25 protein-coding genes and 4 tRNA genes are annotated in these 24,643 nt (G+C 63.4%); 13 read left to right on the forward strand and 16 right to left on the reverse strand.

What is annotated here, in order from left to right:
• Nucleotides 1-112: 112 nt before the first annotated feature.
• Nucleotides 113-271 (forward strand): hypothetical protein, encoded by a 159-nt coding sequence (locus tag QCE48_RS03595; RefSeq protein WP_309786072.1) that lies wholly within the window; start codon nt 113-115, stop codon nt 269-271.
• 291 nt (nt 272-562) lie between these two features.
• Here the strand turns inward: QCE48_RS03595 and QCE48_RS03600 are convergent, their stop codons facing one another.
• The 6 genes from QCE48_RS03600 to rph form a co-directional block, all read right to left on the reverse strand.
• Nucleotides 563-877 carry a hypothetical protein gene (locus tag QCE48_RS03600; protein ID WP_309786071.1) on the reverse strand — a complete coding sequence of 105 codons (315 nt, stop codon included), beginning with the start codon at nt 875-877 and terminating at the stop codon, nt 563-565.
• A gap of 200 nt (nt 878-1,077) precedes the next feature.
• A tRNA-Ser gene (locus QCE48_RS03605) sits at nt 1,078-1,167 on the reverse strand.
• A gap of 43 nt (nt 1,168-1,210) precedes the next feature.
• Nucleotides 1,211-2,401: an MFS transporter gene (locus QCE48_RS03610; protein ID WP_309788278.1), complete on the reverse strand. Its 1,191-nt coding sequence runs from the start codon at nt 2,399-2,401 to the stop codon at nt 1,211-1,213.
• Between the two features lie 29 nt (nt 2,402-2,430).
• Nucleotides 2,431-3,648: a radical SAM family heme chaperone HemW gene (gene hemW / locus QCE48_RS03615; RefSeq protein ID WP_309786070.1), complete on the reverse strand. Its 1,218-nt coding sequence runs from the start codon at nt 3,646-3,648 to the stop codon at nt 2,431-2,433.
• The gene (gene rdgB, locus QCE48_RS03620) at nt 3,645-4,262 is read right to left on the reverse strand and encodes an RdgB/HAM1 family non-canonical purine NTP pyrophosphatase (RefSeq protein WP_309786069.1); all 618 of its coding nucleotides are present in this window, start codon (nt 4,260-4,262) and stop codon (nt 3,645-3,647) included. The genes hemW and rdgB overlap by 4 nt, the downstream gene beginning before the upstream one ends.
• Complete coding sequence (rph, locus tag QCE48_RS03625) at nt 4,255-5,016, reverse strand: ribonuclease PH (protein WP_309786068.1); 762 nt, start codon at nt 5,014-5,016, stop codon at nt 4,255-4,257. Before rph ends, rdgB begins: the two co-directional genes overlap by 8 nt.
• Nucleotides 5,017-5,269: 253 nt before the next feature.
• Between rph and QCE48_RS03630 the strand changes: the two genes are divergently transcribed.
• From QCE48_RS03630 to QCE48_RS03650, 5 genes are all read left to right on the forward strand, one after another.
• Nucleotides 5,270-6,202 (forward strand): YicC/YloC family endoribonuclease, encoded by a 933-nt coding sequence (locus QCE48_RS03630; protein WP_309786066.1) that lies wholly within the window; start codon nt 5,270-5,272, stop codon nt 6,200-6,202.
• Between the two features lie 7 nt (nt 6,203-6,209).
• Complete coding sequence (gene gmk / locus QCE48_RS03635; protein ID WP_309786064.1) at nt 6,210-6,887, forward strand: guanylate kinase; 678 nt, start codon at nt 6,210-6,212, stop codon at nt 6,885-6,887.
• Nucleotides 6,888-6,944: 57 nt separating this feature from the next.
• On the forward strand, nt 6,945-7,148 hold the full coding sequence (gene rpoZ, locus QCE48_RS03640) for a DNA-directed RNA polymerase subunit omega (RefSeq protein ID WP_006025620.1): 204 nt from the start codon (nt 6,945-6,947) through the stop codon (nt 7,146-7,148).
• Nucleotides 7,149-7,217: 69 nt separating this feature from the next.
• Entirely contained in the window at nt 7,218-9,614 is a 2,397-nt protein-coding gene (locus tag QCE48_RS03645; protein WP_309786062.1) for a bifunctional (p)ppGpp synthetase/guanosine-3',5'-bis(diphosphate) 3'-pyrophosphohydrolase, read from the forward strand.
• Between the two features lie 88 nt (nt 9,615-9,702).
• On the forward strand, nt 9,703-10,194 hold the full coding sequence (locus tag QCE48_RS03650) for a phage protein NinX family protein (RefSeq protein WP_309786059.1): 492 nt from the start codon (nt 9,703-9,705) through the stop codon (nt 10,192-10,194).
• Nucleotides 10,195-10,265: 71 nt separating this feature from the next.
• Here the strand turns inward: QCE48_RS03650 and QCE48_RS03655 are convergent.
• Nucleotides 10,266-10,342 (reverse strand) — tRNA-Arg (locus tag QCE48_RS03655).
• A gap of 96 nt (nt 10,343-10,438) precedes the next feature.
• Nucleotides 10,439-10,515 (reverse strand) — tRNA-Arg (locus QCE48_RS03660).
• Nucleotides 10,516-10,668: 153 nt separating this feature from the next.
• On the opposite strand from QCE48_RS03660, the gene greB reads away from it, so the two are divergent.
• Nucleotides 10,669-11,226 (forward strand): transcription elongation factor GreB, encoded by a 558-nt coding sequence (gene greB / locus QCE48_RS03665; protein ID WP_309786057.1) that lies wholly within the window; start codon nt 10,669-10,671, stop codon nt 11,224-11,226.
• A gap of 87 nt (nt 11,227-11,313) precedes the next feature.
• On the opposite strand, the gene QCE48_RS03670 is transcribed toward greB, so the two are convergent.
• Together QCE48_RS03670 and QCE48_RS03675 are read right to left on the reverse strand one after the other, a co-directional pair.
• On the reverse strand, nt 11,314-12,459 hold the full coding sequence (locus QCE48_RS03670) for a porin (RefSeq protein WP_309786055.1): 1,146 nt from the start codon (nt 12,457-12,459) through the stop codon (nt 11,314-11,316).
• A 528-nt stretch (nt 12,460-12,987) separates the two neighbouring features.
• Nucleotides 12,988-13,227, reverse strand: coding sequence for a hypothetical protein (locus QCE48_RS03675; protein WP_404982825.1), 240 nt, complete (start codon nt 13,225-13,227; stop codon nt 12,988-12,990).
• Nucleotides 13,228-13,597: 370 nt separating this feature from the next.
• On the opposite strand from QCE48_RS03675, the gene QCE48_RS03680 reads away from it, so the two are divergent.
• Together QCE48_RS03680 and QCE48_RS03685 are read left to right on the forward strand one after the other, a co-directional pair.
• Nucleotides 13,598-13,801: a cold-shock protein gene (locus QCE48_RS03680; protein ID WP_087655165.1), complete on the forward strand. Its 204-nt coding sequence runs from the start codon at nt 13,598-13,600 to the stop codon at nt 13,799-13,801.
• A 365-nt stretch (nt 13,802-14,166) separates the two neighbouring features.
• Nucleotides 14,167-15,309, forward strand: coding sequence for an exonuclease domain-containing protein (locus QCE48_RS03685; RefSeq protein ID WP_309786052.1), 1,143 nt, complete (start codon nt 14,167-14,169; stop codon nt 15,307-15,309).
• Between the two features lie 15 nt (nt 15,310-15,324).
• Here the strand turns inward: QCE48_RS03685 and QCE48_RS03690 are convergent, their stop codons facing one another.
• From QCE48_RS03690 to pepN, 6 genes are all read right to left on the reverse strand, one after another.
• Nucleotides 15,325-15,942 carry a chorismate mutase gene (locus tag QCE48_RS03690; RefSeq protein ID WP_309786050.1) on the reverse strand — a complete coding sequence of 206 codons (618 nt, stop codon included), beginning with the start codon at nt 15,940-15,942 and terminating at the stop codon, nt 15,325-15,327.
• A 227-nt stretch (nt 15,943-16,169) separates the two neighbouring features.
• Complete coding sequence (locus QCE48_RS03695; protein ID WP_165829947.1) at nt 16,170-16,319, reverse strand: hypothetical protein; 150 nt, start codon at nt 16,317-16,319, stop codon at nt 16,170-16,172.
• Nucleotides 16,320-16,464: 145 nt separating this feature from the next.
• Nucleotides 16,465-16,797 carry a hypothetical protein gene (locus QCE48_RS03700; RefSeq protein ID WP_309786049.1) on the reverse strand — a complete coding sequence of 111 codons (333 nt, stop codon included), beginning with the start codon at nt 16,795-16,797 and terminating at the stop codon, nt 16,465-16,467.
• Nucleotides 16,798-16,925: 128 nt separating this feature from the next.
• Nucleotides 16,926-17,001, reverse strand: a tRNA-Thr gene (locus QCE48_RS03705).
• A gap of 52 nt (nt 17,002-17,053) precedes the next feature.
• A complete protein-coding gene (locus QCE48_RS03710; protein WP_309786048.1) occupies nt 17,054-18,070 on the reverse strand; it encodes a class 1 fructose-bisphosphatase in 1,017 nt (338 codons plus the stop codon).
• Nucleotides 18,071-18,223: 153 nt separating this feature from the next.
• The gene (pepN, locus tag QCE48_RS03715) at nt 18,224-20,968 is read right to left on the reverse strand and encodes an aminopeptidase N (protein WP_309786046.1); all 2,745 of its coding nucleotides are present in this window, start codon (nt 20,966-20,968) and stop codon (nt 18,224-18,226) included.
• Between the two features lie 225 nt (nt 20,969-21,193).
• Here pepN and QCE48_RS03720 point away from each other — a divergent pair, with 225 nt between their 5' ends.
• The 4 genes from QCE48_RS03720 to QCE48_RS03735 all read left to right on the forward strand — a co-directional run bounded on the left by QCE48_RS03720 (nt 21,194) and on the right by QCE48_RS03735 (nt 24,639).
• Nucleotides 21,194-21,919 carry a DUF4136 domain-containing protein gene (locus tag QCE48_RS03720; RefSeq protein WP_309786045.1) on the forward strand — a complete coding sequence of 242 codons (726 nt, stop codon included), beginning with the start codon at nt 21,194-21,196 and terminating at the stop codon, nt 21,917-21,919.
• A gap of 190 nt (nt 21,920-22,109) precedes the next feature.
• Nucleotides 22,110-22,817, forward strand: a complete 708-nt coding sequence (locus QCE48_RS03725; RefSeq protein WP_309786044.1) for a CDP-alcohol phosphatidyltransferase family protein — start codon at nt 22,110-22,112, stop codon at nt 22,815-22,817.
• Nucleotides 22,814-23,638, forward strand: coding sequence for a 2OG-Fe(II) oxygenase (locus tag QCE48_RS03730; protein ID WP_309786042.1), 825 nt, complete (start codon nt 22,814-22,816; stop codon nt 23,636-23,638). Before QCE48_RS03725 ends, QCE48_RS03730 begins: the two co-directional genes overlap by 4 nt.
• Nucleotides 23,635-24,639, forward strand: a complete 1,005-nt coding sequence (locus tag QCE48_RS03735) for a flippase-like domain-containing protein (protein ID WP_309786041.1) — start codon at nt 23,635-23,637, stop codon at nt 24,637-24,639. Before QCE48_RS03730 ends, QCE48_RS03735 begins: the two co-directional genes overlap by 4 nt.
• The last annotated feature ends 4 nt before the right edge of the window (nt 24,640-24,643 follow it).

Consider the following 24,643-nt stretch of genomic DNA (forward strand, 5'->3'; position numbering starts at 1 on the left):
CCGGCTGTTCGCGATACGTTCATGGTAGCCAAAAGCGAAGAGGGGCGCCAAGCGTCGGGCGGGTCCGCCGCTTGCTGGCGGTTTCGTCATCCATCGGACGAGGAGGAGAACCATGACGAACGATACGAAGCCGGCCGGCGAGGCGCAGCCCGCCGAACACAGCGACAACGAGAAGAGCAAGCTGCCCGAGCGCGACGACGACGCGAGAAAGCAAGGGCCGAACGACACGCCCGGCAAGAAGTCCGGCGAGGGCGAACCGGACGTCGGCTGATATTCGCGCGTGTTCGCCGGTGCGTTCGGTGCTAACTTGGTAGCGGGGGACGTCCCCAACCAGAGGGAGAACGCGATGCCCACAGCCTCCACTACGCAACCGGCGGGGCAACCTGCGCGGCCGGATCAGCCGTCGCCTGCCGCGGCGCCACAGGCGTCACCCGGCACCGAGGTCGACAAACCGGACGCCGAAAAAGCGGAGCCCGATCCGCATGAACGGCCGCCGGTGCGCTCCGACGATAACTGAGCTTCTTTGGCGCAGCGCGGATGCAAGTTCGCGCTGCCGCGTCTGTTACTTGGCCGGTGCCGTCGCGCCGGGCTTGGTCAGTTCATAGCACTCGACGGCGCCTGTGGCGCGCTTTGCGCCTGCGTTGGCGTCGCGGGACTCGAAGCACTTGAATACGCTGTTGGTCTTCTGAAGGAAGAACGTGTCTTCCGCGGATGCCCCATTGCGCGCGGTGCCGCTCGTGACCACCACGATGGTGTAGTTGTTCTGGATCAGATCGAACAGCGTGGCTTCGGTGAAGCGCCATTGGCTGGCGGGTTCGTCCGCGTGGGCGAGGGCGCACAAGGCGAGCAGGCCGAGCGTGATGGCGGGGAGTCTCATGGCGGTCTCCGGGTGTTGTGATCGAAGGCGTTTGAGTGGTGTCGCGCCGTGGCGTTCACGACGCGTGAATGTCGCCGGGCTGAAAGCAGCGTCCGACGCTGTCATGGCGCTTTGACGCCCGTCGAAAGGGCGTACATGGAACACGGAGCGGGGGAAGAACGACGAGACGGGTCGAGCGGCTGATGCGCTCGAATGGATTCTGGCGGAGGCGGTGAGATTCGAACTCACGGAAGGATCGCTCCTTCGCCGGTTTTCAAGACCGGTGCCTTAAACCGCTCGGCCACACCTCCAGAAGGCCGGTATTGTAACGCAACTCGCCCGCTCGACGAACGCTTATCCCTCCAGCGACCGCGTCGCCCTCAACGCAGGAAAAAGCCGCATCCACAAGAGCGCGACGGCGATCGTCCCTATTCCGCCGATCAGCACCGCCGGCACCGCGCCGAACAGTCCCGCCGTCATCCCCGATTCGAACTCGCCGAGCTGATTCGACGTGCCGATGAAGAGCGAATTGATCGCGCCGACGCGTCCGCGCATTTCGTCGGGCGTCTGCAACTGCACGAGCGACGTGCGCACAACCACGCTGATCACATCCGACGCGCCGAGCGCCGCCAGCGCGACCAGTGACACAACCAGATTGCGCGACAGTCCGAACAGAACCGTCGCGATGCCGAACGCGATCACGCCGCCGAAAAGCGCCGTCCCCGCACGCTGCTTCAGCGGAAAATGCGCGAGCCAGATCGACCCGGCGAGCGCGCCGGCCGCCGGCGCCGCGCGCATCACGCCGAGAGCCCACGGTCCGGTGTGCAGAATGTCGTGCGCAAAAACCGGCAAAAGCGCGGTCGCGCCGCCGAGCAGCACCGCGAACAGATCGAGCGACAACGCGCCAAGTATCACCGGCTTCTTGCGAATGAACGCGATGCCCGAGAAGAGCGACTCGAAGGACAGCGGCGCGCGCATGCGCACGGCCTCGTCGATGCGAATCGACGCCACGAACGCCGCCGCCGCCACGAACGCGCACGCGACCAGTCCGTACACGTTCGACGGGCCGAGCCCGTATAGCAGGCCGCCCATCGCCGGCCCGAGGATCTGCGCGGTCTGGTTGGCCGAAGTGGACCACGCGGTCGCGTGCTGCAACTGCGTGCGCGGCACGAGGTTGGGCAGGAGCGCGGCCATCGAAGGCGATTCGAACGCGCGCGAAGCGCCCGTGATCGTCGCGATCGCGTAGATCAGCGCGGGGCTTCGCAGGCCATGCCACGCGCCGACGCACAGCGCGAGCGCCGCGAGCCCTTGCAAGAGCTGGCAGACGAACGCGATCGTGCGCCGGTCATACCGATCCGCGACATGGCCCACGACGAGCGTCAGCACGCACATCGGCACGAACTGCGCGAGCCCGACAAGCCCGAGCGCGTAAGCGCTATGCGTGATCGAATAGACCTGCCAGCCGATCGCGACGGACATCATCTGGAATGCCACCGACGACATCACGCGCGCGCTCCAGAACAGCGCGAACGGACGATGACGCATGATCGGGCCGGGCAGCGTGCTCGGCGCGCTCACGTTCGGGCGTCCTTCAGGAAGAGTTCCTGGAGGTCGTTGAGGAAGCGCTGCCCGAGTTCGGTCGGCGCGATGCGCTCGAAGTCGCGATGAATCAGGCCGCGCCGCTCGGCTTCGACGAGCGCGGGTTCGATCGTCGACATCGCGAGGCCGGTCCGCTCGACGAACGCATGCACCGGAAATCCCTCGACGAGCCGCAGCGTGTTCAGCATGAATTCGAACGGCAGATCATGCGGGCCGACTTCGCGTTCTTCCTGAACCGGCGTGCCGGCGAGCGCTTCGTCCATGTACGTCGCGGGGTGCTTGTAGCGCGCCTGGCGCACGATCTTCTGCGGGAACGACAACTTCGTGTGCGCGCCCGCGCCGATGCCGAGATAGTCGCCGAAGCGCCAGTAGTTCAGGTTGTGGCGGCTTTGTCGATGCGGCTTCGCATACGCCGACACTTCATAACGCTCGTAGCCCGCCTCGCGCGTGCGCTCGTGAATCCACTCTTGCATGTCGGCGGAGGCGTCGTCGTCGGGGACTTGCGGCGGGAACTTCGCGAACAGCGTGTTCGGTTCGAGCGTCAGGTGATACAGCGACAGATGCGGCGGCGCGAAGCCGATCGCGGTTTCGATGTCGCTTCGGCATTCGGCGAGCGACTGCTGCGGCAGCGCGAACATCAGGTCGAGATTGAAGTTGTCGAAGTGACGCGCCGCGATTTCGACGGCCTTGTGCGCCTGCGTCGAATCGTGGATACGCCCGAGCGCCTTCAAATGCTGCGCGTTGAAGCTCTGGATGCCCACTGACAGCCGGTTCACGCCGCTCGCGCGAAACTGCGCGAACTTCGCCGTTTCGAAGGTGCCGGGATTCGCTTCGAGCGTGATTTCGGCGTCGGCGTCGAGCGGGAGGAGGGCGCGCGCATCCGACAGCAGTCGGTCGAGCCCTTTCGCGGACAAAAGACTCGGCGTGCCGCCGCCGATGAAGATCGTATGCACCTGCCGGCCCCACACCAGCGGCAGCGCGCGTTCGAGATCGGCGCGCAGCGCGTCGAGATAGCGGTCCTCGGGAAACGAATCGCCTTTCCACTCGTGCGAGTTGAAGTCGCAATACGGACACTTGCGCACGCACCACGGAAAGTGGACATAGAGCGACAGCGGCGGCAGCGACGTCAGCCGGATGCTCCCCGGGGACGTGAACGCCTTCACGACGTTGATGGCTTGCGGACCCGTGCTCACGCGAGTTCCTTCAGGCGGCCGAGTAGCGCGCCGAGCGCGATCGCGCGATGGCTCACCGCGTTCTTGCGCGCGGGTTCGAGTTCCGCGGCGGTCGCAGAAAGCGTCGGCAGGAAGAAGTGCGGATCGTAGCCGAAGCCGTGCGCGCCGCGCGGCGCGTCGATGACTGCGCCATGCCAGCGGCCTTCGGCGATGAGCGGCTCGGGGTCGTCGGCGTGACGCACCAGCACGAGCACGCAGAAATAGTACGCACGTCGATCCGCGTTGCCCGCCAGTTCCGCGACGAGGCGCGCGTTGTTCGCCGCGTCGCTTTTTTCGCCGCCCGCAAGCTGCGCGAAGCGCGCCGAATACACGCCCGGCGCGCCGCGCAGCGCATGCACGCAGAGGCCGGAATCGTCGGCGAGCGCGGGCAGGCCCGTCAGCTTCGATGCATGGCGCGCTTTAGCAAGCGCGTTCTCGACGAACGTGACGTGCGGCTCGTCCGCTTCCGGCACGCCGAGTTCGCCCTGCGCGATCAGTTCGATCCCGGCCGCGTTCAACAGCGACGCGAACTCGCGCAGCTTGCCCGCATTGTTCGATGCGAGGACGACCCGCTTCAGTTCATTGACTTCAGGCACCGATCAGCTCCAGCGCGACCTTCTGCTTCGCGATCAGCGTGGCGATGCCGCTTTGCGCGAGATCGAGCAGCTTGTTCATTTCGGCGCGCGTGAAGGGCACGCCTTCGGCCGTTCCCTGTACTTCGACGAAACCGCCCGCGCCCGTCATCACGACGTTCATGTCGGTGTCGCACTGCGAGTCTTCGTCGTAGTCGAGATCGAGCACCGGCGCGCCTGCGTACACGCCGACCGAGATCGCCGCGACGAAATCGTTGATCGGCGATTCGGCGATGCGGCCCGACGCCAGCAGTTTCGACACCGCGTCGTGTGCCGCGACGAACGCGCCCGTGATGCTCGCGGTGCGCGTGCCGCCGTCGGCCTGGAGCACGTCGCAGTCGATATGCAGCGTGCGCGCGCCGAGCTTGTTGAGATCGAACACGGAGCGCAGCGCGCGCCCGATTAGCCGCTGGATTTCCTGCGTGCGGCCGGTCTGCTTGCCGCGCGCGGCTTCGCGGTCGCTTCTCGTGTGCGTGGCGCGCGGCAGCATGCCGTATTCCGCCGTGAGCCAGCCCTGATCGCGGCCGCGCAGAAATTCAGGCACGCGCTCGGCGATGCTCGCGGTGCAGATCACCTTGGTGTCGCCGAATTCGACGAGCACCGAGCCTTCCGCGTGCTTCGTGTAGTGGCGCGTGATGCGCACGTCGCGCAACTGGTTCGCGCGGCGGCCGCTCGGGCGGTCGAGGGCGGAGGGGTCGAGCAGGACGGAGTCGGTCATGGAATGGGCGAGAAAAGGTGGAGAAACGCGAGCGACGCTCGACGTGCGATTTTATCGCCAATCGATCGCGATCGTCGGCGAGGCCCGCGCGGCATCGGCTTGAACGCCGCGATTGCCGGGCCTGCGCGGCAAAAATGGGATAATGGCTGCTTCCCCGCCCGGCCGTCCTCGCGTGCTCCTCATGCACAAGTCACCAGCCGGGCACTCGTAGCAAATCGGCCTCCGTTCGGAGGCACACATCGCGAGACGCACCATGATCTACAGCATGACAGGCTATGCCAGCGCGACGCGCGAAGTCGCCGCGGCCGGGACGGGTCCGAGCGGCTTGGGCATCGGCGTATCGGTGGAATTGCGCACGGTGAATTCGCGCTTTCTCGATCTGAACTTCCGCATGCCCGAAGACGTCCGCGCCTGCGAGCCGCAACTGCGCGAAATGCTGATGACGAAGCTTTCGCGCGGCAAGGTCGATATCCGCATCAACCTGAATCGCGCGGAACAGAGCGCGAACGCCGGCGCGCTCAATCGCGACGCGCTCGCGCAACTCGCGGCGCTCGAGCGCTCGGTGCTCGAAACCTTCCCGCAGGCCGAACGCATGCGCACCGGCGAAATCCTGCGCTGGCCGGGCGTGCTCGCGGAAAGCGGCGTATCGCCGGAAGTGCTGCGCGAAGCGGTCATTGCGTGCGGCAAGCAGGCCATCGCCGACCTGATCGACGTCCGCGCGCGCGAAGGCGCGGCGCTCGCGTCGGTGCTGATCAACAACGCAACCGAAATGGAAGCGATCGTCGCGCGCGTGACGCCGCTCGTCCCGGAACTGATCGCGAAGCATCAGCAAAAGATCGTCGAGCGGCTGCAGGACGCGCTCGGCATCGCGGCGCCCGAAGGCACCACGACGAGCCTGCCGCGCGAGGAAATCGCGGAGCGGATTCGCCAGGAGGTGACTATCTACGGCATCCGCATCGACATCGCGGAAGAGTTGCAGCGGCTCACCGCGCATCTCTCCGAGACGCGCCACGTGCTGCAAAAGGGCGGCAAGGTCGGCAAGCGCCTCGATTTCATGATGCAGGAACTGAACCGCGAAGCGAATACGCTCGGCTCGAAGGCGGCCGCGAAGGAACTCGCCGATGCGTCGATGACGTTGAAGCTCCTCATCGAACAGATGCGCGAGCAAGTACAAAACCTGGAGTAACGTTTCAATGACCACCCCGACGCGCAACGCGCATCTCAGCACCTACACCGGCATCTATCCGGGCAACCTCTTCATGGTCGTCGCGCCCTCGGGCGCGGGCAAGTCGACGCTCGTCAACGCGCTCCTGGCGCAGGACCCGGCGATCCGCCTGTCGGTGTCGTACACGACGCGCGAGCCGCGTCCGAAGGACAAGAACGGCGTGCAGTACCACTTCGTCTCCGTCGACGAATTCATGGAGCGCCATGCGACGGGCGAGTTCCTGGAAAGCGCGGAAGTGCACGGCAATTACTATGCGACGTCGCGCGTGTGGATCGAGGAACAGATGAAGAGCGGCCACGACGTGCTGCTCGAAATCGACTGGCAGGGCGCGCAGCAGGTCAAGAAGCAGTTCAGGAACGCGGTCGAGATCTTCATCCTGCCGCCGTCGCTCGATGCGCTGGAAGACCGCCTGAAAAAGCGCGGACAGGACCCGCAGAACGTGATCGTGAGGCGCCTGCTCGCGGCCGGCAGCGAGATGTCACATGCGCCCGAAGCCGAGTACGTCGTGATCAACGAGAACTTCGAACGCGCGCTCGCGGAACTGCAATGTCTCGTGGCGGCGACGCGTCTGCGCTTCGGCTCGCAATACGCCCGCCACACGCAGCTTTTCGTGGAGCTGGGCATTCATACGCCGCACGCTTCGTGATCAGGGCGTTCCGGTCACATAAGGTAGAATAAAGAACATATTCCGAAGGAAACAAACATGGCCCGCATCACCGTAGAAGACTGTCTGAAACAGATCCCGAACCGCTTCGAGCTGGCGCTTGCCGCGACCTATCGTGCACGCCAGCTTGCACAAGGCCACACGCCGAAGATCGAAAGCCGCGACAAACCCACGGTCGTTGCGCTGCGCGAAATCGCGGCAGGCCAGGTCGGGGTGGAGATGCTGAAGAAGGTGCCGGTCTAAAGGCGCCGTTTTTTCGTCGCGCTTTTTCTAGCAACCGGCGTCCACCACGTCACAACCACGGAGGCGAACATGAGTCACACACCCTTGCCCGTCTCCGTCGACGCGGACAGCGACGCCGATCACGAGTCGGCCCAGGACTCGGCTCCAGATCCGAACCACCCTGCGCCGGCACGCAGATATATCGACGCGGTCCTCGAACAGTCGTTTCGCCATCTGTTCGGGCCGACCGCGACACCCGAGCAGCCACGCCGCCATGACGTCGTTTCGATCGCGAAACTGACGAACGGGCTTTCGTCCTATCTCACGCCCGAAGAGATCAAGGACGTGAAGGCGGCCTTCCATTTCAGCGACGAAGCTCATCTCGGCCAGTACCGGCAGAGCGGCGAGCCGTACATCACGCATCCGGTCGCGGTCGCGGAAATCTGCGCGGGCTGGAAGCTCGACGCGCAGTCGATCATGGCGGCGCTCCTGCACGACGTGATCGAGGACCAGGGCGTCACCAAGACCGAGATTGCCGAGCGCTTCGGCGCGAAGGTCGCGGAACTGGTCGACGGGTTGTCGAAGCTCGACAAGATGGAGTTTCGCAACCGCGAGGAAGCGCAGGCGGAAAACTTCCGCAAGATGCTGCTCGCGATGGCGCGCGACGTGCGCGTGATTCTCGTCAAACTCGCGGACCGGCTGCACAACATGCGCACGCTCGGTGCGGTGCCGCCGGAGAAGCGCCGGCGCGTGGCGCGCGAGACCATCGACATTTACGCGCCGATCGCGCACCGGCTCGGGCTGAACAATACGTATCGCGAGCTGCAGGACCTGAGTTTCGCGAACTTCAACCCGAACCGCTATGCCACGCTCGAAAAAGCGGTGAAGGCGGCGCGCGGCAACCGGCGCGAAGTGGTCGGCAAGATTCTCGAAGCGGTGCAGCGCACGATCGGCGAGGCGAAGATTTCCGCCGAAGTCACCGGCCGCGAGAAGACCATCTACAGCATCTACAAGAAGATGCGCGACAAGCAATTGTCGTTCTCGCAGGTGCTGGACGTGTACGGTTTTCGCGTGGTCGTCGAGAGCGCGCTCGAATGCTATACGTGCATCGGTGCGCTGCATGCGCTTTACAAGCCCGTGCCGGGCAAGTTCAAGGACTACATCGCGATCCCGAAGGTGAACGGCTATCAGTCGCTTCACACGACGCTCGTCGGTCCGTTCGGCGCGCCGATCGAGTTCCAGATCCGCACGCGCAAGATGCACGAGATCGCCGAGGCGGGCGTGGCCGCGCACTGGCTCTACAAGAACGGCGGCGCGGATCTCAACGACGTGCAAAAGCGCGCGCACCAGTGGTTGAAGTCGCTGCTCGACATCCAGAGCGAAGCGGGCGACTCCAGCGAATTTCTCGAACACGTCAAGATCGACCTGTTCCCGGACGCCGTCTACGTCTTCACGCCGAAGTCGAAGATCATGCCGTTGCCGCGCGGTGCAACCGCGCTCGACTTCGCGTATTCGATCCACAGCGACCTGGGCAACCAGTGCGTCGCGGTGAAGATCAACAACGAACTGCTGCCGCTGCGCACCGAACTGAAGAGCGGCGATATCGTCGAAGTCATTACTGCGCCGTATTCGAAGCCGAATCCCGCGTGGCTCGGCTTCGTGCGCACCGGCAAGGCGCGCTCGGCCATCCGCCATTATCTGAAGACGATGCGCCTGAACGAATCGGTGCAACTCGGCGAGCGGCTCGTCGACCAGAGTCTCAAGGGCTACGGTCTCACGCTCGCGGAAGTCACGCCGGAAGCGTGGGAAAAGCTCGTGCAGTGGACCGGCAACAAGACGCGCCAGGAAATCTTCGCGGATATCGGTCTCGGCCGGCGCGTGGCAGCCGTGATGGCGAAGCGCATCGAAGTGCTGATGAACGGCCGCGACGACGACGATTCCCCGCGCGAAAGCTTCACCACGAACACGGCGCCGCCGGTGGTCATCACGGGCACGGAAGGGATGTCGGTGCAGTTGTCGGCGTGCTGCCGCCCGATTCCCGGCGACGACATCATGGGATACATCGGCATCGGCCTCGGCATGGCGATCCATACGACCGACTGCCGCGTCGCGCAGCGCATCCATCGCCGCGATCCGGGCCGCTGGATCGACGTGGCGTGGGCGCCGCAGCCGGGGCGTCTCTTCGACGTCGCGGTCAAGGTGCTCGTGAAGAACACGAAGGGCGTGTTCGCGCGGGTCGCGGCGGACATCACGTCGGCGGACGCGAATATCGTCCACATCGCGATGGACGAAGATCCCACGCAGGAAGCCACGCTGCTGCGCTTCGTGATCCAGGTGAGCGACCGCGTGCATCTCGCGAATGTCATGCGACGCGTGCGCACGAATCCGGACGTGATGCGCATCGCGCGCGAGCGTCCGAGCGACGAACCGCACCATCGCAACCAGGATGGCGGCATGCGCATCGACCGCGAGCGCGGCGACTACTGAGCTCGACCGTTTTTGGCGCGCCGGCGCTGGAACGTAACCTGCGTGCCTGTACCCGTTGAACGAACACGACGTACACAAGGGCACGACCATGAAAACATCCGATCTCGAAGGTCCCGCGCTCGACTACTGGGTCGCGCGCGGCCTGCACGACTTCATCCGCGAAATCCACTTCACCGACAGCGGCGAGACGCTCTCGATCCGCGGCAACGATCGCGGCAAGCCGTGGGACGGCCGCTTCCTGCCTTCGGCGTCGTGGGAAGCCGCGTCGGTCGTGCTGGAGCGGGCATGCCGGCTCGAAATGAGCGACCACGGACGCGGCGAGGTGATCTGCACGGCGACGTTCGGCAAGGACGGCGGCGAAGTGGAAGGGCGGGGCGTGTCGCTCAGAATTGCGTTGCTGCGCGCGTTCGTGCGCCACACGTTCGGCGACACCGTCGACGACGAATACCTGCGTCGCCCGCAGACGCTGCTCGGCGGCCGCGCGGAACCGATCGGCGAGCCGAGCGCGGTGGCATCGGTGGAGGACATGCCGGCGCCGGACGGGCGCATCGGCGATATCGGATCGGCGCCGCGTCAATAAACCCGAACGCGAGGCCAAAACCGCGAGGCCAAAACAAAAAGGGCCTTCCGAATGGAAGGCCCTTCAAAAGGTGGCGCGGCTGGCAGGATTCGAACCCACGACCCCTTGGTTCGTAGCCAAGTACTCTATCCAACTGAGCTACAGCCGCACGCAAAACCGATACTACTCGATACTTCGATGCGCTTGTGGTTAAGCGCGATTTGCTGATTAAACGACTTCCCGAAGGAAAATACGCTTGAAAGAGTGGTGCGGCTGGCAGGATTCGAACCCACGACCCCTTGGTTCGTAGCCAAGTACTCTATCCAACTGAGCTACAGCCGCACGCAGAAGCGAGATTATAGACAAAGCTGTCTGAAAAAGGAAGAGCCGGAAGGCATTTTCGCCGGGTTTTCGTTGGCCTTCGTGTTACCTTGTACATCGGCGTGATCCAATCCTGCGCGCATTTCCCACGGGACTTTTTGAGCGGTTTGCACCATGAACAAAGCATTTGTCAAAGAATCGGACGATACGGACGACGACCTCGATCTCGCCCAGCCGGACGTGCCCGCGGGCACCAAGAACTACATCACGCCGGCCGGGCATCGGCGGCTGCGTGACGAACTGCTGCATCTGCTCGATGTCGAGCGTCCGGACATCGTGAAGCTGCTCTCGTGGGCGGCATCGAACGGGGATCGATCGGAAAACGGCGACTATATCTACGGCAAGCGGCGCCTGCGCGAGATCGACCGGCGGATCCGTTTCCTGACGAAGCGGCTCGATCTCGCGGAAGTCGTCGACAGCAGCAAGCAGGAGAACGTCGATCAGGTGTTTTTTGGCGCAACGGTGGATTACGCGGGCGACGACGGCGAGTCGCATACGGTGACGATCGTCGGTGTCGACGAGGTCGATCTCGATGTCGGGCACGTCAGCTGGATTTCGCCGATCGCGCGTGCGCTCCTGAAGGCGAAGATCGGCGACACGGTGGCGTTGCACACGCCGGCGGGCGTGCAGCAGATCGATATTCTCGATGTCAGGTATCCGCGCGGTTCGTGAACGGCGCACCGCCATCGAAGCACAAAAAAAGGCGCCGCAAGCGGCGCCTTTGCACATCGGTACTGCAGTCGAGGCTTAAGACAAGGCTTAGAAGCGGTGACGAATGCCGACCGTTGCCGAAACCTGGTTCTCCGTCGACGACGTGCCAACACCCGTGATCGTCGCGCCGAGGTTCGTACCGTCGGTGTCGGTCACGTGCTGGTATTCGCCTTGCAGATACACGTCCGTGCGCTTCGACAGCGCGTAGGCCGTTTGCAGGCTGACCTGGTGGAACTTCGGCTTCACGCCGTCGATACGGCTGTCCGTGTACGTGTACGCGCCTGCCAGGCTCAGAGCCGGCGTCAGGTTGTAACGGCCGTTGACTTCATAGTTGGTGAAGCGAACGTGCGGATCGGTCAGGGCGATCGCCGCGCCGCCCGTGCCGGCTGCCGTGATTTGCGTTGCATCGTCCAGCATCGTCTGCGTGAACACGAAGCCGACCGTTGCCGGGCCGAAGGCGTAGCTGATGCCGCCGCCGAAGGTGCGCTGACGGCCTGCGGAGAACGGAGCGTCCGTCGAGATTGCACCGCCTGCGTTCGTCGTCAAGGCAAGCGCCGAGTTCGCGTTGTTCAACTGCATGTATGCCGCAGCGACGTTCAACGGGCCGTAGTTATACGATGCGCCGACGCTGTAAGCGCGGTTGTCCGCGAAACCGCCTGCTTCGTTCGAGAAGCCGTACATGCCGCCGAACTTGAAGCCGCCGTAGTTCGCGCTCGTGTACTTGACCGAGTTGTTCACGCGGAACGAGTTGTCGAGGTTGTCGTTATCGAACGGGTGGGCGAACTGCGTGCCGCCGTATTGCGTGCCCGTCAGAGCCAGCGGCCCGAGGTAGTCGACGACGGAATCATACTGACGACCGAGCGTCACGGCGCCGAATTGCTGGCTCGACAGACCGACAAACGCCTGACGACCGAACTCACGGCCGCCCTGGAGGTTGTTGCCGTTCATGATGCTGAAGCCGTTTTCCAACGTGAAGATTGCCTTCAGACCGCCGCCGAGGTCTTCAGAGCCGCGCAAGCCCCAACGGCTGCCGTTGACCGAACCGCTCGTCGCCTTGAAGTTGCTGTGGCCTTGCTGATTGTTGGTATACGTGATGCCCGCGTCGATCAGGCCGTACAGCGTGACGCTGCTTTGTGCGTGAGCGGCGGTAGCAAATACGCCCGTCAGGGCGGCGACCATGAGAGTCTTTTTCATCTTTGTAACTCCGAGAGCAGAATGGGCGGTGAGCCCAGGCTTGAAGGAAACCTTCCCTCCGACGCGCTGCGAGAGGCGCTGTCAGGCGAGCAATATGTTCAGTTTCAAACACATTTGTTTCCGGACCACACGAAGTGTAAAGACGAGGTTACAGCGCAGACATTCCGAAATCCGCAATAAAGTATTCTTTGATCGGCAATGATCGAGAAATCGCCGCAAAGCCTTGACCGACAAGGCTTTTTGAGAAATCGAGACTGGCTGGAAAGAGGTGTCAACCTTTCGCCGTTGCGCATTCACGACAAAAATAATGCGACGCGCAAGGCGAATAATCCGAAAGTAAGATTATTGAGATAAGCGCAATAGTCGTTTGCCGTTTATGGTGGTAATTATTGCGACGACGGTCGCTATACTGCGGTTTCTGCTTTCCGAAGCAGACTTTTTCGTTGACGGAAAAGATCTCCAAACCTTTGTCAGCGCGACTCTCCGGTCGCGCTTTTTTTTCGTCGATCGAATCTGCGCACTAACCGGTCAGGCGGCCTTTTTCTCGGCGCCGACCTCGGCTGGCGCGTCCGCCGCTTCGTATTGGAACGGCACGGTCCAGTCTTCCATCACGTAATGCCGCGCGTCCATCGGCGACGATAAAAGGTTCTGCCAGTGATCGCCACGCCAGGCCGGATCGAATTCGAGCGGGGCGATCGCGTTGGTTTCAGAAGGCGCCGGTGCCACGAGCGACATTATTTTCTGAAGTGCGCGCTTGAGTTCAGTCATCACCACAGGTACTCCTGATTCGTCTGCAAATTACGACTCCAGTTTGCGGATCCGACACGATTCGAACAAGACGCGTAAACACTTACGATTAGAAATGTCTTGTTACAGATATGGCAAGAAATACCCGATATACCGTGCGTTCCGCCCGCTCTGTCTGATGTACGTAACTCATTAGGCAAGAGCCCTTGCGCTTTACGCAAATAATGCTGAATCGACCGCGCGGTCATTAAAAATTGACTTGACGATCGCGGCGCCGCCTTATATAAAAGCGAGGCCGTGAATTAATATGCTGGTGTTCATTCCAGCAGCTAGAACACACGCGGCGTTAAAGGGTTCGCCCGTTTATTAAACTTCCGAGGGAATCGAGTATATGGAAACCGGTATCGTCAAATGGTTCAACGATGCTAAAGGCTTTGGCTTCATCACGTCCGACTCTGGCGGCGAGGACCTGTTCGCGCACTTCTCCGAGATCCGTGCCGATGGCTTCAAGTCGCTGAAGGAAAACCAGCGCGTGTCTTTCGAAACGAAGGCGGGACCGAAGGGCAAGCAGGCTGCCAACATCCGCGCGCTCTAAGTCACGAGCGGGTTCGGTGCCTTTGAGAAACCCCTTGCTTTCGCAAGGGGTTTTTTAGTTAACCGGGAAAGCCGGTATTGCACGCGGGCGTCGTTCATATTTTCGCATCGGTTTTTTCGTCCAGCTTCGTCATGTTTAAACGCCGCGAGATAATCGCGGTGGCAAACGTGCAATCCGTAAATTGGGGTAAATGCCGAGTCGGATTCCGATTTTAATGTGCCTAATCCACGGCTGCAATTGAGGATCAGGAGTCGGATGAAGTCGTCCACATAGCGCGTCTGGGCTAAAATGTCCGCATCTTTTACGCGCGTGCGTTCCGGCGGTTCATATCGGGTCCACGGAACGCCGCGCCCTCAATTATTACGATGCACGCTCTTCCTCCGTTTCCCGTCAATCACTTTCCCGCAGACCCCGTCGTTTTCGTCGATCTCGAAACGACCGGCGGCTCGCTCGGTATCGATCGCATCACGGAAATCGGTATCGTGGAGGCGGGTCCGTCCGGCATGACGCAGTGGAGCACGCTCGTCAATCCGCTGAAGCCGATCCCGTCGTTCATTCAGAATCTGACCGGCATCACCGACTCGATGGTGCGCGACGCGCCCACCTTCGACGAACTCGCCGCGAATCTCTTCGAGCGGATGAACGGCCGGCTGTTCATCGCCCATAACGCGCATTTCGATCACGGCTTTCTGCGCGGCGAATTCAAGCGCGTCGGGTTGAAATTCCAGCCCGACGTGCTGTGCACGGTCCAGCTCTCGCGCGCGGTCTATCCGTCGGAAACGCGGCACGGTCTCGACGCACTCGTCGAGCGGCACGCGCTCGTGCCTTCGGCGCGCCATCGCGCGCTCGCCGACGCGGATCTGCTCTGGCAGTTCTGGCAGCACCTGCACCGGGCGCATGCGTCGGACGTGTTGCGCGGACATATGGAAAAAGTCACGCGACGCTTCCGGCTCGCCGGCGACATCGACGAGGACGCGATCGAGCGCATTCCGGCGGGCTGCGGCATCTATGTGTTTTACGGCGAGAACGACCTGCCGCTTTTCGTCGGCAGAAGCGTGCGCTTGCGCCAGCGCGTGCGTTCGCACCTGACGGGCCCGCGCCGGTCGGCGAAAGACCTGCGGCTCGCGGCGCTCGTGCGGCACGTCGAATGGACGGCCACGGGCGGCGAGATCGGTGCGTTGCTTGCCGAGGCGAACTCGGTGGCGCGCTTGCGGCCGCCGCACAATCGCGCGGTGCGCGAGCGGCGCGACGACGCACGCGGCGCAGTCTGGCCCTATCCGGGACCGATCGCCATCGAGGAGCGCGACCCGGCCACGGGTCTGCGCGCGTGGCATGTCGTCGATCAGTGGCAGTACTTCGGCTCCGCCGTGACGCTCGCCGATGCGGCGACGTTGCGTGCGCAATCGCCGGCAACGGGCTTTGAACTCTCCACTTATCGAATTCTCGGCGAACGGCTCGCGCGCGGTCTCGCGTTCGTGCCGCTCGCCGCGATGGTCGCCGTCGAGTGATTTTTCAGGCTTTTTCTACCCGACCGCGCCGACGCCGCCGGCCGCGCAGACGTGCGACAGCGCGCGCGACAACGGCGCGTTGAGCGCGGCGTCGTAGCGCGTCAGGTGCTTCCAGCGCGCGACGCTGTCGGCGAGCCGCAGCGGGCAATCGTCGGCATGGCGAATCGGCTCGACCCGCGCGAGCGCCGCCATCAGCGACTGCGTCAGGCGATCGAGCTTCGGGCGGGTGTCCGCGGCGAGATCGGGCGGCGATCCTTCGGGCGGGCGCGCGGCGCGCCAGTTGGCAAAGAGCGCGTTCTGCACGTCCTTGCTCGCCTCGATCTGATCGCGGAAAAAGCGCTGTGCGAACGCCGGATCGACGCCCGCTGCCTGCGCCTTTTGTTCGACGCTCGCGAGCAGGGCGGCTTCGCGCGGTTCATCGGTGATGGGTTCGTGACGCGCCCACTTCCAGCGGGCGACCGGCTCGGCGAGCGCGAGTCGTTGCGATGTCAGCGCGACGAGGCTCGTGAGTGGCGCGTCGTCGCCGTCGGCGTGAGCCGCGCCGATGCAACCGAGCAACAAGGAGGCGAGGGCGGCGAGGGCTCGGACTCGGCGATATCGGAGTGCGGCGAAGAAGCGAAACGTTGGATGCATGCGACAGGTCGGACGGCGAAAAGCGCCAGCATAACGCAGCGTTCCGTTTGCCAGCTGTTTACCAGCCGCGCAGGGTTACGCATGGCGCGCGTCCGAGTCGCGCGTCGTCGGCGCGATCAGGCGCAACGACGCCTGGCGCGAGCCACGAGGATTCGCGAAGTCCGCGAGTGCGTTCCTTCACGGTGCGTCGAATGCGCGGTGATGGCGGGCGTTCCCGTCAGCGACGTTTATTTCGACTCGCGCAGATTGCGCTGCTCGTCGAAAAACGCGCGAACGTGCTCCGGCAGTTCGGCAGCCAGGAACTCAACCCCGACCGGTTCCGGATCCGGACAACGCACTTTGTCGGGCGTCGGGATTTTCGTCGGCTTGGCGTCCATGATTTCTCTCCTTGTAGCTCGATTTCAGACTCGGCCTCAGTTTTCCCGAAAGCCGATTGCACTGCAGGAACATTTCCAAGTTCCTTTGTTGCTTTATCGGAACGCTGCAGCATTACTTGAGGTCGAGCGGATAAAACCGACTATCTCAAATATGCGCATGACCGTTCGTGAAATCCGCACCTGCAAAATCAAAATCGACTGGTTTACCGCTTTCTCTGCAGCACGCCGGTACTTTGTGCGCCTTGCGTGCTGCGACGCCGCGTTGCGGCGCTTGGCGTTGAACGGCCCGGGCGCCACCGGTGACGCGCTGCAATAGTACTTTAACGTTCACTCCATACTTATAACGATAGCGGGAAACCATCGTTGACGTAATATCGCCCAAAGGGGAATAATTATTCACTTGTGTGGAAACGCACATAGAGCAGGGAATCGCGATTCGCATCTGTTCCCAACGAACCGTGCGTATTAAAAGCACCATGCGTTTATCCTTCGACGACATCCGGTGCACAGATTCGGCGACGCGCAGGCCAGGCGGCAAAAGGCGTTGAGGGCGAAAATGAAAAAACCCGCGTGGTGTGCGACCACGCGGGTTTTTTGTATGAAGCTTGGTGCCGGAAAGAGGAATCGAACCCCCGACCTTCGCATTACGAATGCGCTGCTCTACCGTCTGAGCTATTCCGGCATCAGAGAAACGAGATTATAGAGACTCTTTTCCGGTTTTGGCAATACCCCGATCAAATTTTCTTTTCGAGATGATACCGGGTCACTCGATCCACTTCGCTCTTCGATCCGAGGAACACCGGCACGCGTTCATGCAGGTTCTGCGGCTGGATGTCGAGAATGCGCTGTTCGCCGTTCGTCGCCGCTCCGCCCGCCTGCTCGACGATGAAAGCCATCGGGTTCGCCTCGTACATCAGGCGCAACTTGCCCGGCCGATCCGGCGTGCGCTTGTCGGCGGGATACATGAAGATGCCGCCGCGGTTCAAAATCCGATGCACGTCGGCGACCATCGACGCGATCCAGCGCATATTGAAATCGTCCTTGCGCGGACCATCCTTGCCTTGATTCAGTTCGTCGACGTACTGCTGCACCGGCGGATACCAGTGACGGCTGTTCGACGCATTGATCGCGTATTCGCGCGTTTCGACCGGAATCCGCATGTCGCTTTGCGTGAGCACCCACGAGCCCAGTTCGCGATCGAGCGTGAAGCAGTTCACGCCGTTGCCCGTCGTCAGCACCAGCACCGTTTGCGGTCCATACACCGCGTAGCCCGCCGCGACCTGCGCCGCGCCTGGCTGCAGAAACGCCTGTTCCGTCGGTTCGGTGTCGTCGGGGCAGCGCAGCACCGAGAAGATCGTGCCGATCGACACGTTGACGTCGATGTTCGACGAACCGTCGAGCGGGTCGAACGTCAGCAGATAATTGCCCTTCGGATAACGGTTCGGGATCGGGAAAATCTTTTCCATCTCCTCCGATGCCATCGCGGCCAGATTGCCGCCCCACTCGTTGGCGTCGAGCAGGATTTCGTTCGAAAGAATGTCGAGCTTCTTCTGGACTTCGCCCTGCACGTTTTCGCTGCCGGCGCTGCCGAGCGCATCGCCGAGCGCACCCTTGCTCACCTGATAGCTGATCTGCTTGCAGGCCCGCGCGACGACTTCGATCAGAAGACGCAGGTCGGCGGGAAGGTTCTGGTGTTCGCGCTGCTGCTCGATCAGATACTTGGTCAGCGTAGTGCGACGAGATATGGACATGCTTGGCTCCACGAGCGTTTGACGAATTCCCCGATTCTACCCGCTCGGGACTTCGGCCCCGTGCCACGGAGGAAACGTCCGCGTCGGCGCCATGCGCGCCGGATCATTCGCCTGCGCAAACCGGCCGGTTCGCGCAGGACGTAAAGTGCCGGATCAGGCGAGTGCCTTTTCCACGATCTCCCGCACATCGCGCGACTTCACTTTCGACGCGACTTCGGTCAATGCGCCGTGCATCTTCTCGCGCAACGCCGGCGTGAAGCGGCGCCACAGTTCCAGTCCGCGAGCGAGGCGAGCCGCGACCTGCGGATTGAGCGAATCGAGCGCGATGACCTGTTCCGCCCAGAACGCGTAGCCGGAGCCGTCGGCGGCGTGGAACTGGGCCGGATTGCCGCTGCAGAAACTGAAAATCAGCGATCGTGCGCGGTTCGGATTCTTCAGCGTGAACGCCGGATGCTGCATCAGCTTGCGCACAATCTCGATCACCTTGCGGTGCGGGCCGCCGCGCTGGGTCGCTTGCAGGGCAAACCATTTGTCGATCACGAGGGCCTCGTCGTCGAAGCGCTGGTAGAAATCGGCGAGCGCGGCGTCGGCGGCCGACGCCTCGCCGTTCGGCGATGCGCTCGCCGTCAGAAGTGCCGAAAGCGCCGCGGAGCGGTCCGTCATGTTGTCCGCGCCGTCGTATTGCGCGCGTGCGAGACGCACCGCGTCGGCGGGATCGTCGAGCTGGCTGAGGTAGGCGAGGGCGAGATTCTTGAGGCCGCGCTTGCCGGCGTCTTCCGGTGTCGGACGGTATTCGCCCGGCGTGCGGTTCGCTTCGTAGATCGCGAGCCACTTGTGGCGCAGGGCGCTCGCGAGCCGGCGGCTGACGAACACGCGCGCCGCGTGGACCGCCGCCGGATCGGAGACGGCCATCTGCTCGGCGAGATAGCTCTCCGACGGCAGCATCAGCGCCAGTTCGCGGAACGCGGGCGACAGCGACGGGTCGTCGAGCACCTGTTCGAAGGCCGCGACGACCTGATCGTCCAGCGCGAGCGTCTCGCCCTTGGCTGCACGCGCGGCGAGCGCAAGCAATTCGCGTGTCGCGAGCCGCTGGCCGGCTTCCCAGCGATTGAATGGATCGCTGTCGTTCGCGAGCAGGAAGGCCAGTTGCTCGTTCGTGTAGTCGTATTCGACGATCACCGGCGCCGAAAAATTGCGCAGCAGCGACGGCAACGGCTTTTCGGCGACGTCGACGAAGGTAAAGGATTGTTCGCGCTCGGTCAGTTCCAGCACGCGCGTCGTGCCTTGCGGCTCTTTTTCGCCGTCGAGCTGAAGCGGCAAGTCCGAACCTTTTCCGCCGATCAGTCCGATCGCGAACGGAATCAGGAGCGGTCCCTGTTGTGTAGCGCGCGCCGCTTCCGATGCGTCGCCGTAGCCTTGCGCGAGCGTCACGGTGTAGCGCTTCGCGGCGGCGTCGTAGGCGGTGCGCACGGTCACGCGCGGCGTGCCCGCCTGGCTGTACCAGCGTTCGTACTGCGCGAGATCGCGGTTGTTCGCGTCGGCCATCGCGTGGCGGAAGTCGTCGCAGGTCACGGCCTGGCCGTCGTGCCGCTCGAAATACAGGTCCATCCCGCGCCGGAATCCATCGCGTCCGAAAAGCGTCTGATACATCCGCACGACTTCCGATCCTTTCTCATAGACGGTCATCGTGTAGAAATTGTTGATCTCGACGTAACTCTCCGGCCGGACCGGATGCGCCATCGGGCCGGCGTCCTCGGCGAACTGCATCTGGCGCAGCACGCGCACGTCCTCGATGCGCCGCGTCGCGCGCGCCGCTTCGCTCGCGGCGCCGGGCGAGTCGCCGGCGGCCATGTCGGCGGAGAATTCCTGGTCGCGGAAAACCGTGAGGCCTTCTTTCAGGCTCAACTGGAACCAGTCGCGGCAGGTGACGCGGTTGCCCGTCCAGTTGTGGAAATATTCGTGGCCGACCACCGATTCGATGTTGAAAAAGTCGGTATCGGTCGCGGTTTCGGGGTTCGCCAGCACGTATTTCGTGTTGAAGATGTTGAGCCCCTTGTTCTCCATCGCGCCCATGTTGAAGTCGCTCACCGCGACGATCATGAAACGGTCGAGATCCAGTTCCAGGCCGAAGCGCTTTTCGTCCCAGCGGATCGAATGGATCAGCGAATCCATCGCGTGGCGCGTCTTGTCGAGATCGTGCGGCTCGACCCACACCTGCAGCAGCTTGTCCTTGCCCGAACCGCTCTTGATCCGCTCCTCGAGCGCCACCAGCTTGCCCGCGACGAGCGCGAACAGATAGCTCGGCTTCTTGAACGGATCTTCCCATTTCGCGAAGTGGCGGCCGTCGGGCAGGTCGCCTTCCTCGATCAGGTTGCCGTTCGAGAGCAGCACCGGATACGCCGCCTTGTCCGCGCGCAGCGTCACCGTGTAGGTGGACATCACGTCCGGCCGGTCGAGAAAATACGTGATGCGGCGAAAGCCTTCCGCCTCGCACTGCGTAAAGAAGTTGCCACTCGACACATAAAGTCCCGAAAGCGTGGTGTTCGCGGCCGGATTGCAGATATTTTCGATTTCGAGCGTGAATTCGTCGGGAATAGAGCCGATCGACAGTTCGTTATCACTAGGGCGGACGTCTTCGTGCGGGCGGCCGTCCACCGACGCGCGCACGAATTCGAGCTGCTCGCCCGTCAGGACGAGGCGGGGCGCGGGATGGCCGCCGGCGAGCGCGTCCGGGTTGCGGCGCACGCGCAGCGTGCTCTTGACGAGCGTGCGCTCGGGTACGAGATCGAACTCGAGCGCGACGGAATCGATGAGGAACGAGGGCGGCGCGTAGTCTGCGCGGCGTATCACGGCAGGGGCGGTCGCGGATGCAGTCGCGGATTCGGTCGAATTGGACATGGCGGCTCTGTAAAGGTGAATGGCGGCGCCTGTTGGCGACTTTGGTGCGGACCATTGTACAAAGCCTCGGCCGATCATGGGTCCGGCCGGGGATCGGCCGAACGGCCAACGAAGAACTTTCGGGGACGGACCGTGGTCTGTATCTTCAGCAGACGCTCGGCGGCGTGCGGGACGTCGCAACACTTCCTATAACTAAAGAACGCAGACATCGACATGAGGACGACCATGAGGTTCGATCGCTGGACGAGTGTGGTTCGCGCCGCGCTGGCGCTTTGCGCGCTCTGGCTCGCCGGCTGCACGACCTACGTCCAGACGCAGGTCACGGCCTTCTCGGACTGGACGGGCAGCGATGCAACCCGTACCTATGCGTTCGCGCGCTCGCCCGAGCAGCAGAACAGCATCGAGCAGTCGACGTATGAGGCGCAGGCGGCCAACGAGCTGTCGAAGTATTCGTTCCGTGCCGTGCCCGAGGCGAGCGCGCGCTACAAGGTGGAACTCGCCTATTCGATCCGCGGCGACCTCATGACGGTGCGCCAGCCCGTCTATTACGATCCGTGGCCGATGTACGGCCCTTACGGGCGGCCGTTCTGGGGACCGTGGGGCGGCTGGGGACCTTACGGGCCGTGGGGGCCGGGTCCGGCGAGCTACGTCGATCAAACCTATCCGATCTACGTGCACGCGTTGCAGATCCGCATGACCGATCGCATGAGCGGACGCGAGGTCTATAAGGTGACGGCGATGAACTCGGGCGGCGAAGCGTCGCTGATTCGCGCGATGCCTTATCTGATCCAGAGCGCGCTCGCCGATTTCCCGCTCGGCAACGGTACCGTGCGCACAGTGAGGATTCCGATCGACGGCAGTGGCGGCGCGACGAACGAAGCCGTGGCCGGCGCCAACGAACGCACGGTCGTGCCCGGCAGCGGTGCGCCCGCGCCGAAAGCGGTCGAGTAAGGGCGCGAGCGAGCGTGCAAGCGTGCTGTCCGTAATTTTTGCCGCCGGGCAAGGACGCGGCGCCGTCCGGCTGCCATAATCCCTGGCTCATTTGAAGCCCGGCGCGAGCGCTTCCGGCACGTGGCGAAGCGCGTCCACCGTGCCCTTTGCGAATATGCACGCCCGCCGGAATCGGGATATATTCGCGTTCATGACAAAATCAAGTCCGACCCAGCCTAAAGCCATCCCGGCGCCCGCTACATGGGACGCGCGGCTTGCCCGCCGCTTGGTCACTCCGCTCGTCGGCACCCCGGTTACACCGAACCATCTCACCACGCTGCGTCTTCTGATCGGCCTGGCCGGCGCCTATTATCTGTCGCTCGGGCAGTTCTGGTTCTGCACGCTCGGCGCACTGCTGATCGCGTTGTCCAATTTCGTCGACCACACCGACGGCGAACTCGCGCGCATCAGCGGACAATCGAGCAAGGTCGGTCATTTTTACGATCTCGCCTCCGACGCGCTCGTGACCGTGCTGCTCTTCCTCGGACTCGGTTTCTACGTCGGCGTGCATCATCCGTCGATGATCGTGCCGGCGCAATGGCTCGGCGGCATCGCGGGCGTTGCCGTCGCGCTGATCTTCTATTTGCGCATGCGCATCGAGTCGATGGTCGGCAAGGACGGCACCAAACAGGCGTCGATGGCCGGTTTCGAAACCGAAGACGTGCTTTATCTTCTTCCCCTCATCACCGTCGTGAACGGCATGACGCCGTTCCTGATCGCCGCCTCGATCGGCGCGCCGCTCTTCGCCGCGTGGGTCGCAGTCGATCATCAGCGCGTGATGCGTCGGGCGGCCCTTCGCATGCAGGGCGCGGCGCATGCGAAGAACACCGACGGCAAGGACTTTCAGACAGCACGATGAATCAAGCAGCCAATCCGCCGACGCAAACCCTGGGTCGAAGCGCCGCGCGCCCGCCCGCGGCACGGATCGCGACACCCACCGCGCGTGAAATCGATGCGACGCTCGATGCGCGCCTGCGTGCGCTTCAAACCGCGCAACTGCACGAATCCTTCGACAAGCAAGGCAGCTTTCTCTATCTGGAAGACTTCCTGCCGCGCGATTACACCGAGCGGCTGATCGACGCCGTCCACGCCTTGACGCCGGCCGTGAACCGCAATTACCTTCCGGGGCATAAGCAAGGCGGCAGCGTCAGCCGCCATGCGATCGACCGGCTCGCGCCGTTCATCGCCGATCTGTACCGCTCCGACGCGCTCATCAAGTGGCTCGAAACGATCAGCGGCGACAAGCTGCAACTCTCGCCCGCCGACGATCCGCACGCCTACGCGCTCTATTTCTACACGCGCCCGGGCGACCATATCGGCTGGCATTACGACACGTCTTATTACGAAGGGCGCCGCTACACGATGCTGCTCGGCGTGATCGACGATTCGTCCTGCCGGCTCGATTACGAACTGCACACGCGCAATCCCGAGGTGCCCGACGAACCGGGCTCCGTGCAATATCCGCCGGGCGCGCTCGTCCTCTTCGACGGCGACAAGCTGCGTCATCGCATCACGCCGCTCGGCGCGAACGAAATGCGCGTCTCGCTCACGTTCGAATACGTGACGAATCCGAACATGCGGCCGTGGCAGCGCTTCATCTCGAACATGAAGGATTCGATCGCCTATTTCGGCTTCGGGCAGGTCTTTCGCCGCAAAGCCGGCAAGAACGGAAGCGCATGAGCCGCGCCGGCACCGTCCTGCTGTCGATCGGCGTGGTGTTGTTCATCGCGCTGATCGGCTGGCAAGGTTTCGGCTCGGTGGCGTCGACGCTCGCGGCGGCCGGCTGGGGCCTCGTCGCGGTGGCGGCGTTTCACCTTCTGCCGGTCGTGCTCGACGCGGGCGCGATCAGCGTGCTGTTCGGCCAGCGCGATCGCGACGTGACCTTGCGCGACGCCGTGCTCGCGCGCTGGAGCGGCGAGTCGGTCAATAGCCTGATGCCCGCCGGACAGATCGGCGGTCCGATGCTGATGGTCCGCTATCTCGCGCAGCGCGGCATGCGCGCGCGCGATGCCGCCGCCGTCATCACCGTCAGCACGACGATGCAGACCATCGCGCAACTGCTGTTCGCGCTGATCGGCGTCGCGCTGCTCGGCAGCGGGTCGGGCACGGGCGTGCGCAACGCCGTGCTGATCGTGATCGTCGTGATCGGCGCGATGATCTTCGGCTTTTATCTCGCGCAGCGGCGCGGGCTCTTCGGCCGCGCGATGCGTTTTGCGTCCTTGGTTGCCGCGCGCTTCTCCGCGAAGCGTGACTGGTCGTCGCTCGTCACGCGCGCCGAAGCGGTCGATGCCGCCGTCCACGAGATGTATCGCGAGCGCGGCAAGGTCGCGGCGAGCTTTGCGCTCAGCTTCGTCGGCTGGATTGTCGGCACGGGGGAAGTGTGGCTCGCGTTGCGTCTCATCGGCCATCCGGTCGACTGGACGGACGCGCTGATCCTCGAAAGCCTCGGCCAGGCGATCCGCGGCGCGGCTTTCGCGATTCCCGGTTCGCTCGGCGTGCAGGAGGGCGGCTACCTTTTGCTCGCGCGGCTCGTCGGCCTCCCGCCGGAAGCGGCGCTCGCGCTCTCGCTCGCGAAACGCGCGCGAGAGTTGCTGCTCGGCGTGCCGGGCATCGTCTATCTGCATTTCGTTGAAAAGGGCTGGCAGCGTCGGCGTCTCGCGCGCGTGCCGGAGATCGACTGAATCA

This window comes from Caballeronia sp. LZ024 (assembly GCF_031451455.1).
Classification (GTDB): domain Bacteria; phylum Pseudomonadota; class Gammaproteobacteria; order Burkholderiales; family Burkholderiaceae; genus Caballeronia; species Caballeronia telluris.

Excerpts from the sequence above, each read along its gene's own strand:
- QCE48_RS03730 (WP_309786042.1), top strand. The coding sequence starts at position 22,814 with ATGAATCAAGCAGCCAATCCGCCGACGCAAACCCTGGGTCGAAGCGCC.
- QCE48_RS03670 (WP_309786055.1), bottom strand. The coding sequence starts at position 12,459 with ATGAAAAAGACTCTCATGGTCGCCGCCCTGACGGGCGTATTTGCTACC.
- QCE48_RS03720 (WP_309786045.1), top strand. The coding sequence starts at position 21,194 with ATGAGGTTCGATCGCTGGACGAGTGTGGTTCGCGCCGCGCTGGCGCTT.
- QCE48_RS03735 (WP_309786041.1), top strand. The coding sequence starts at position 23,635 with ATGAGCCGCGCCGGCACCGTCCTGCTGTCGATCGGCGTGGTGTTGTTC.
- gmk (WP_309786064.1), top strand. The coding sequence starts at position 6,210 with ATGACCACCCCGACGCGCAACGCGCATCTCAGCACCTACACCGGCATC.
- QCE48_RS03650 (WP_309786059.1), top strand. The coding sequence starts at position 9,703 with ATGAAAACATCCGATCTCGAAGGTCCCGCGCTCGACTACTGGGTCGCG.
- QCE48_RS03675 (WP_404982825.1), bottom strand. The coding sequence starts at position 13,227 with ATGACTGAACTCAAGCGCGCACTTCAGAAAATAATGTCGCTCGTGGCA.
- greB (WP_309786057.1), top strand. The coding sequence starts at position 10,669 with ATGAACAAAGCATTTGTCAAAGAATCGGACGATACGGACGACGACCTC.
- rph (WP_309786068.1), bottom strand. The coding sequence starts at position 5,016 with ATGACCGACTCCGTCCTGCTCGACCCCTCCGCCCTCGACCGCCCGAGC.
- QCE48_RS03610 (WP_309788278.1), bottom strand. The coding sequence starts at position 2,401 with ATGCGTCATCGTCCGTTCGCGCTGTTCTGGAGCGCGCGCGTGATGTCG.
- QCE48_RS03695 (WP_165829947.1), bottom strand. The coding sequence starts at position 16,319 with ATGGACGCCAAGCCGACGAAAATCCCGACGCCCGACAAAGTGCGTTGT.
- QCE48_RS03680 (WP_087655165.1), top strand. The coding sequence starts at position 13,598 with ATGGAAACCGGTATCGTCAAATGGTTCAACGATGCTAAAGGCTTTGGC.
- rpoZ (WP_006025620.1), top strand. The coding sequence starts at position 6,945 with ATGGCCCGCATCACCGTAGAAGACTGTCTGAAACAGATCCCGAACCGC.
- QCE48_RS03725 (WP_309786044.1), top strand. The coding sequence starts at position 22,110 with ATGACAAAATCAAGTCCGACCCAGCCTAAAGCCATCCCGGCGCCCGCT.
- QCE48_RS03710 (WP_309786048.1), bottom strand. The coding sequence starts at position 18,070 with ATGTCCATATCTCGTCGCACTACGCTGACCAAGTATCTGATCGAGCAG.
- QCE48_RS03600 (WP_309786071.1), bottom strand. The coding sequence starts at position 877 with ATGAGACTCCCCGCCATCACGCTCGGCCTGCTCGCCTTGTGCGCCCTC.
- QCE48_RS03630 (WP_309786066.1), top strand. The coding sequence starts at position 5,270 with ATGATCTACAGCATGACAGGCTATGCCAGCGCGACGCGCGAAGTCGCC.
- QCE48_RS03685 (WP_309786052.1), top strand. The coding sequence starts at position 14,167 with ATGCACGCTCTTCCTCCGTTTCCCGTCAATCACTTTCCCGCAGACCCC.
- QCE48_RS03700 (WP_309786049.1), bottom strand. The coding sequence starts at position 16,797 with ATGGTGCTTTTAATACGCACGGTTCGTTGGGAACAGATGCGAATCGCG.
- QCE48_RS03595 (WP_309786072.1), top strand. The coding sequence starts at position 113 with ATGACGAACGATACGAAGCCGGCCGGCGAGGCGCAGCCCGCCGAACAC.
- pepN (WP_309786046.1), bottom strand. The coding sequence starts at position 20,968 with ATGTCCAATTCGACCGAATCCGCGACTGCATCCGCGACCGCCCCTGCC.
- QCE48_RS03690 (WP_309786050.1), bottom strand. The coding sequence starts at position 15,942 with ATGCATCCAACGTTTCGCTTCTTCGCCGCACTCCGATATCGCCGAGTC.
- QCE48_RS03645 (WP_309786062.1), top strand. The coding sequence starts at position 7,218 with ATGAGTCACACACCCTTGCCCGTCTCCGTCGACGCGGACAGCGACGCC.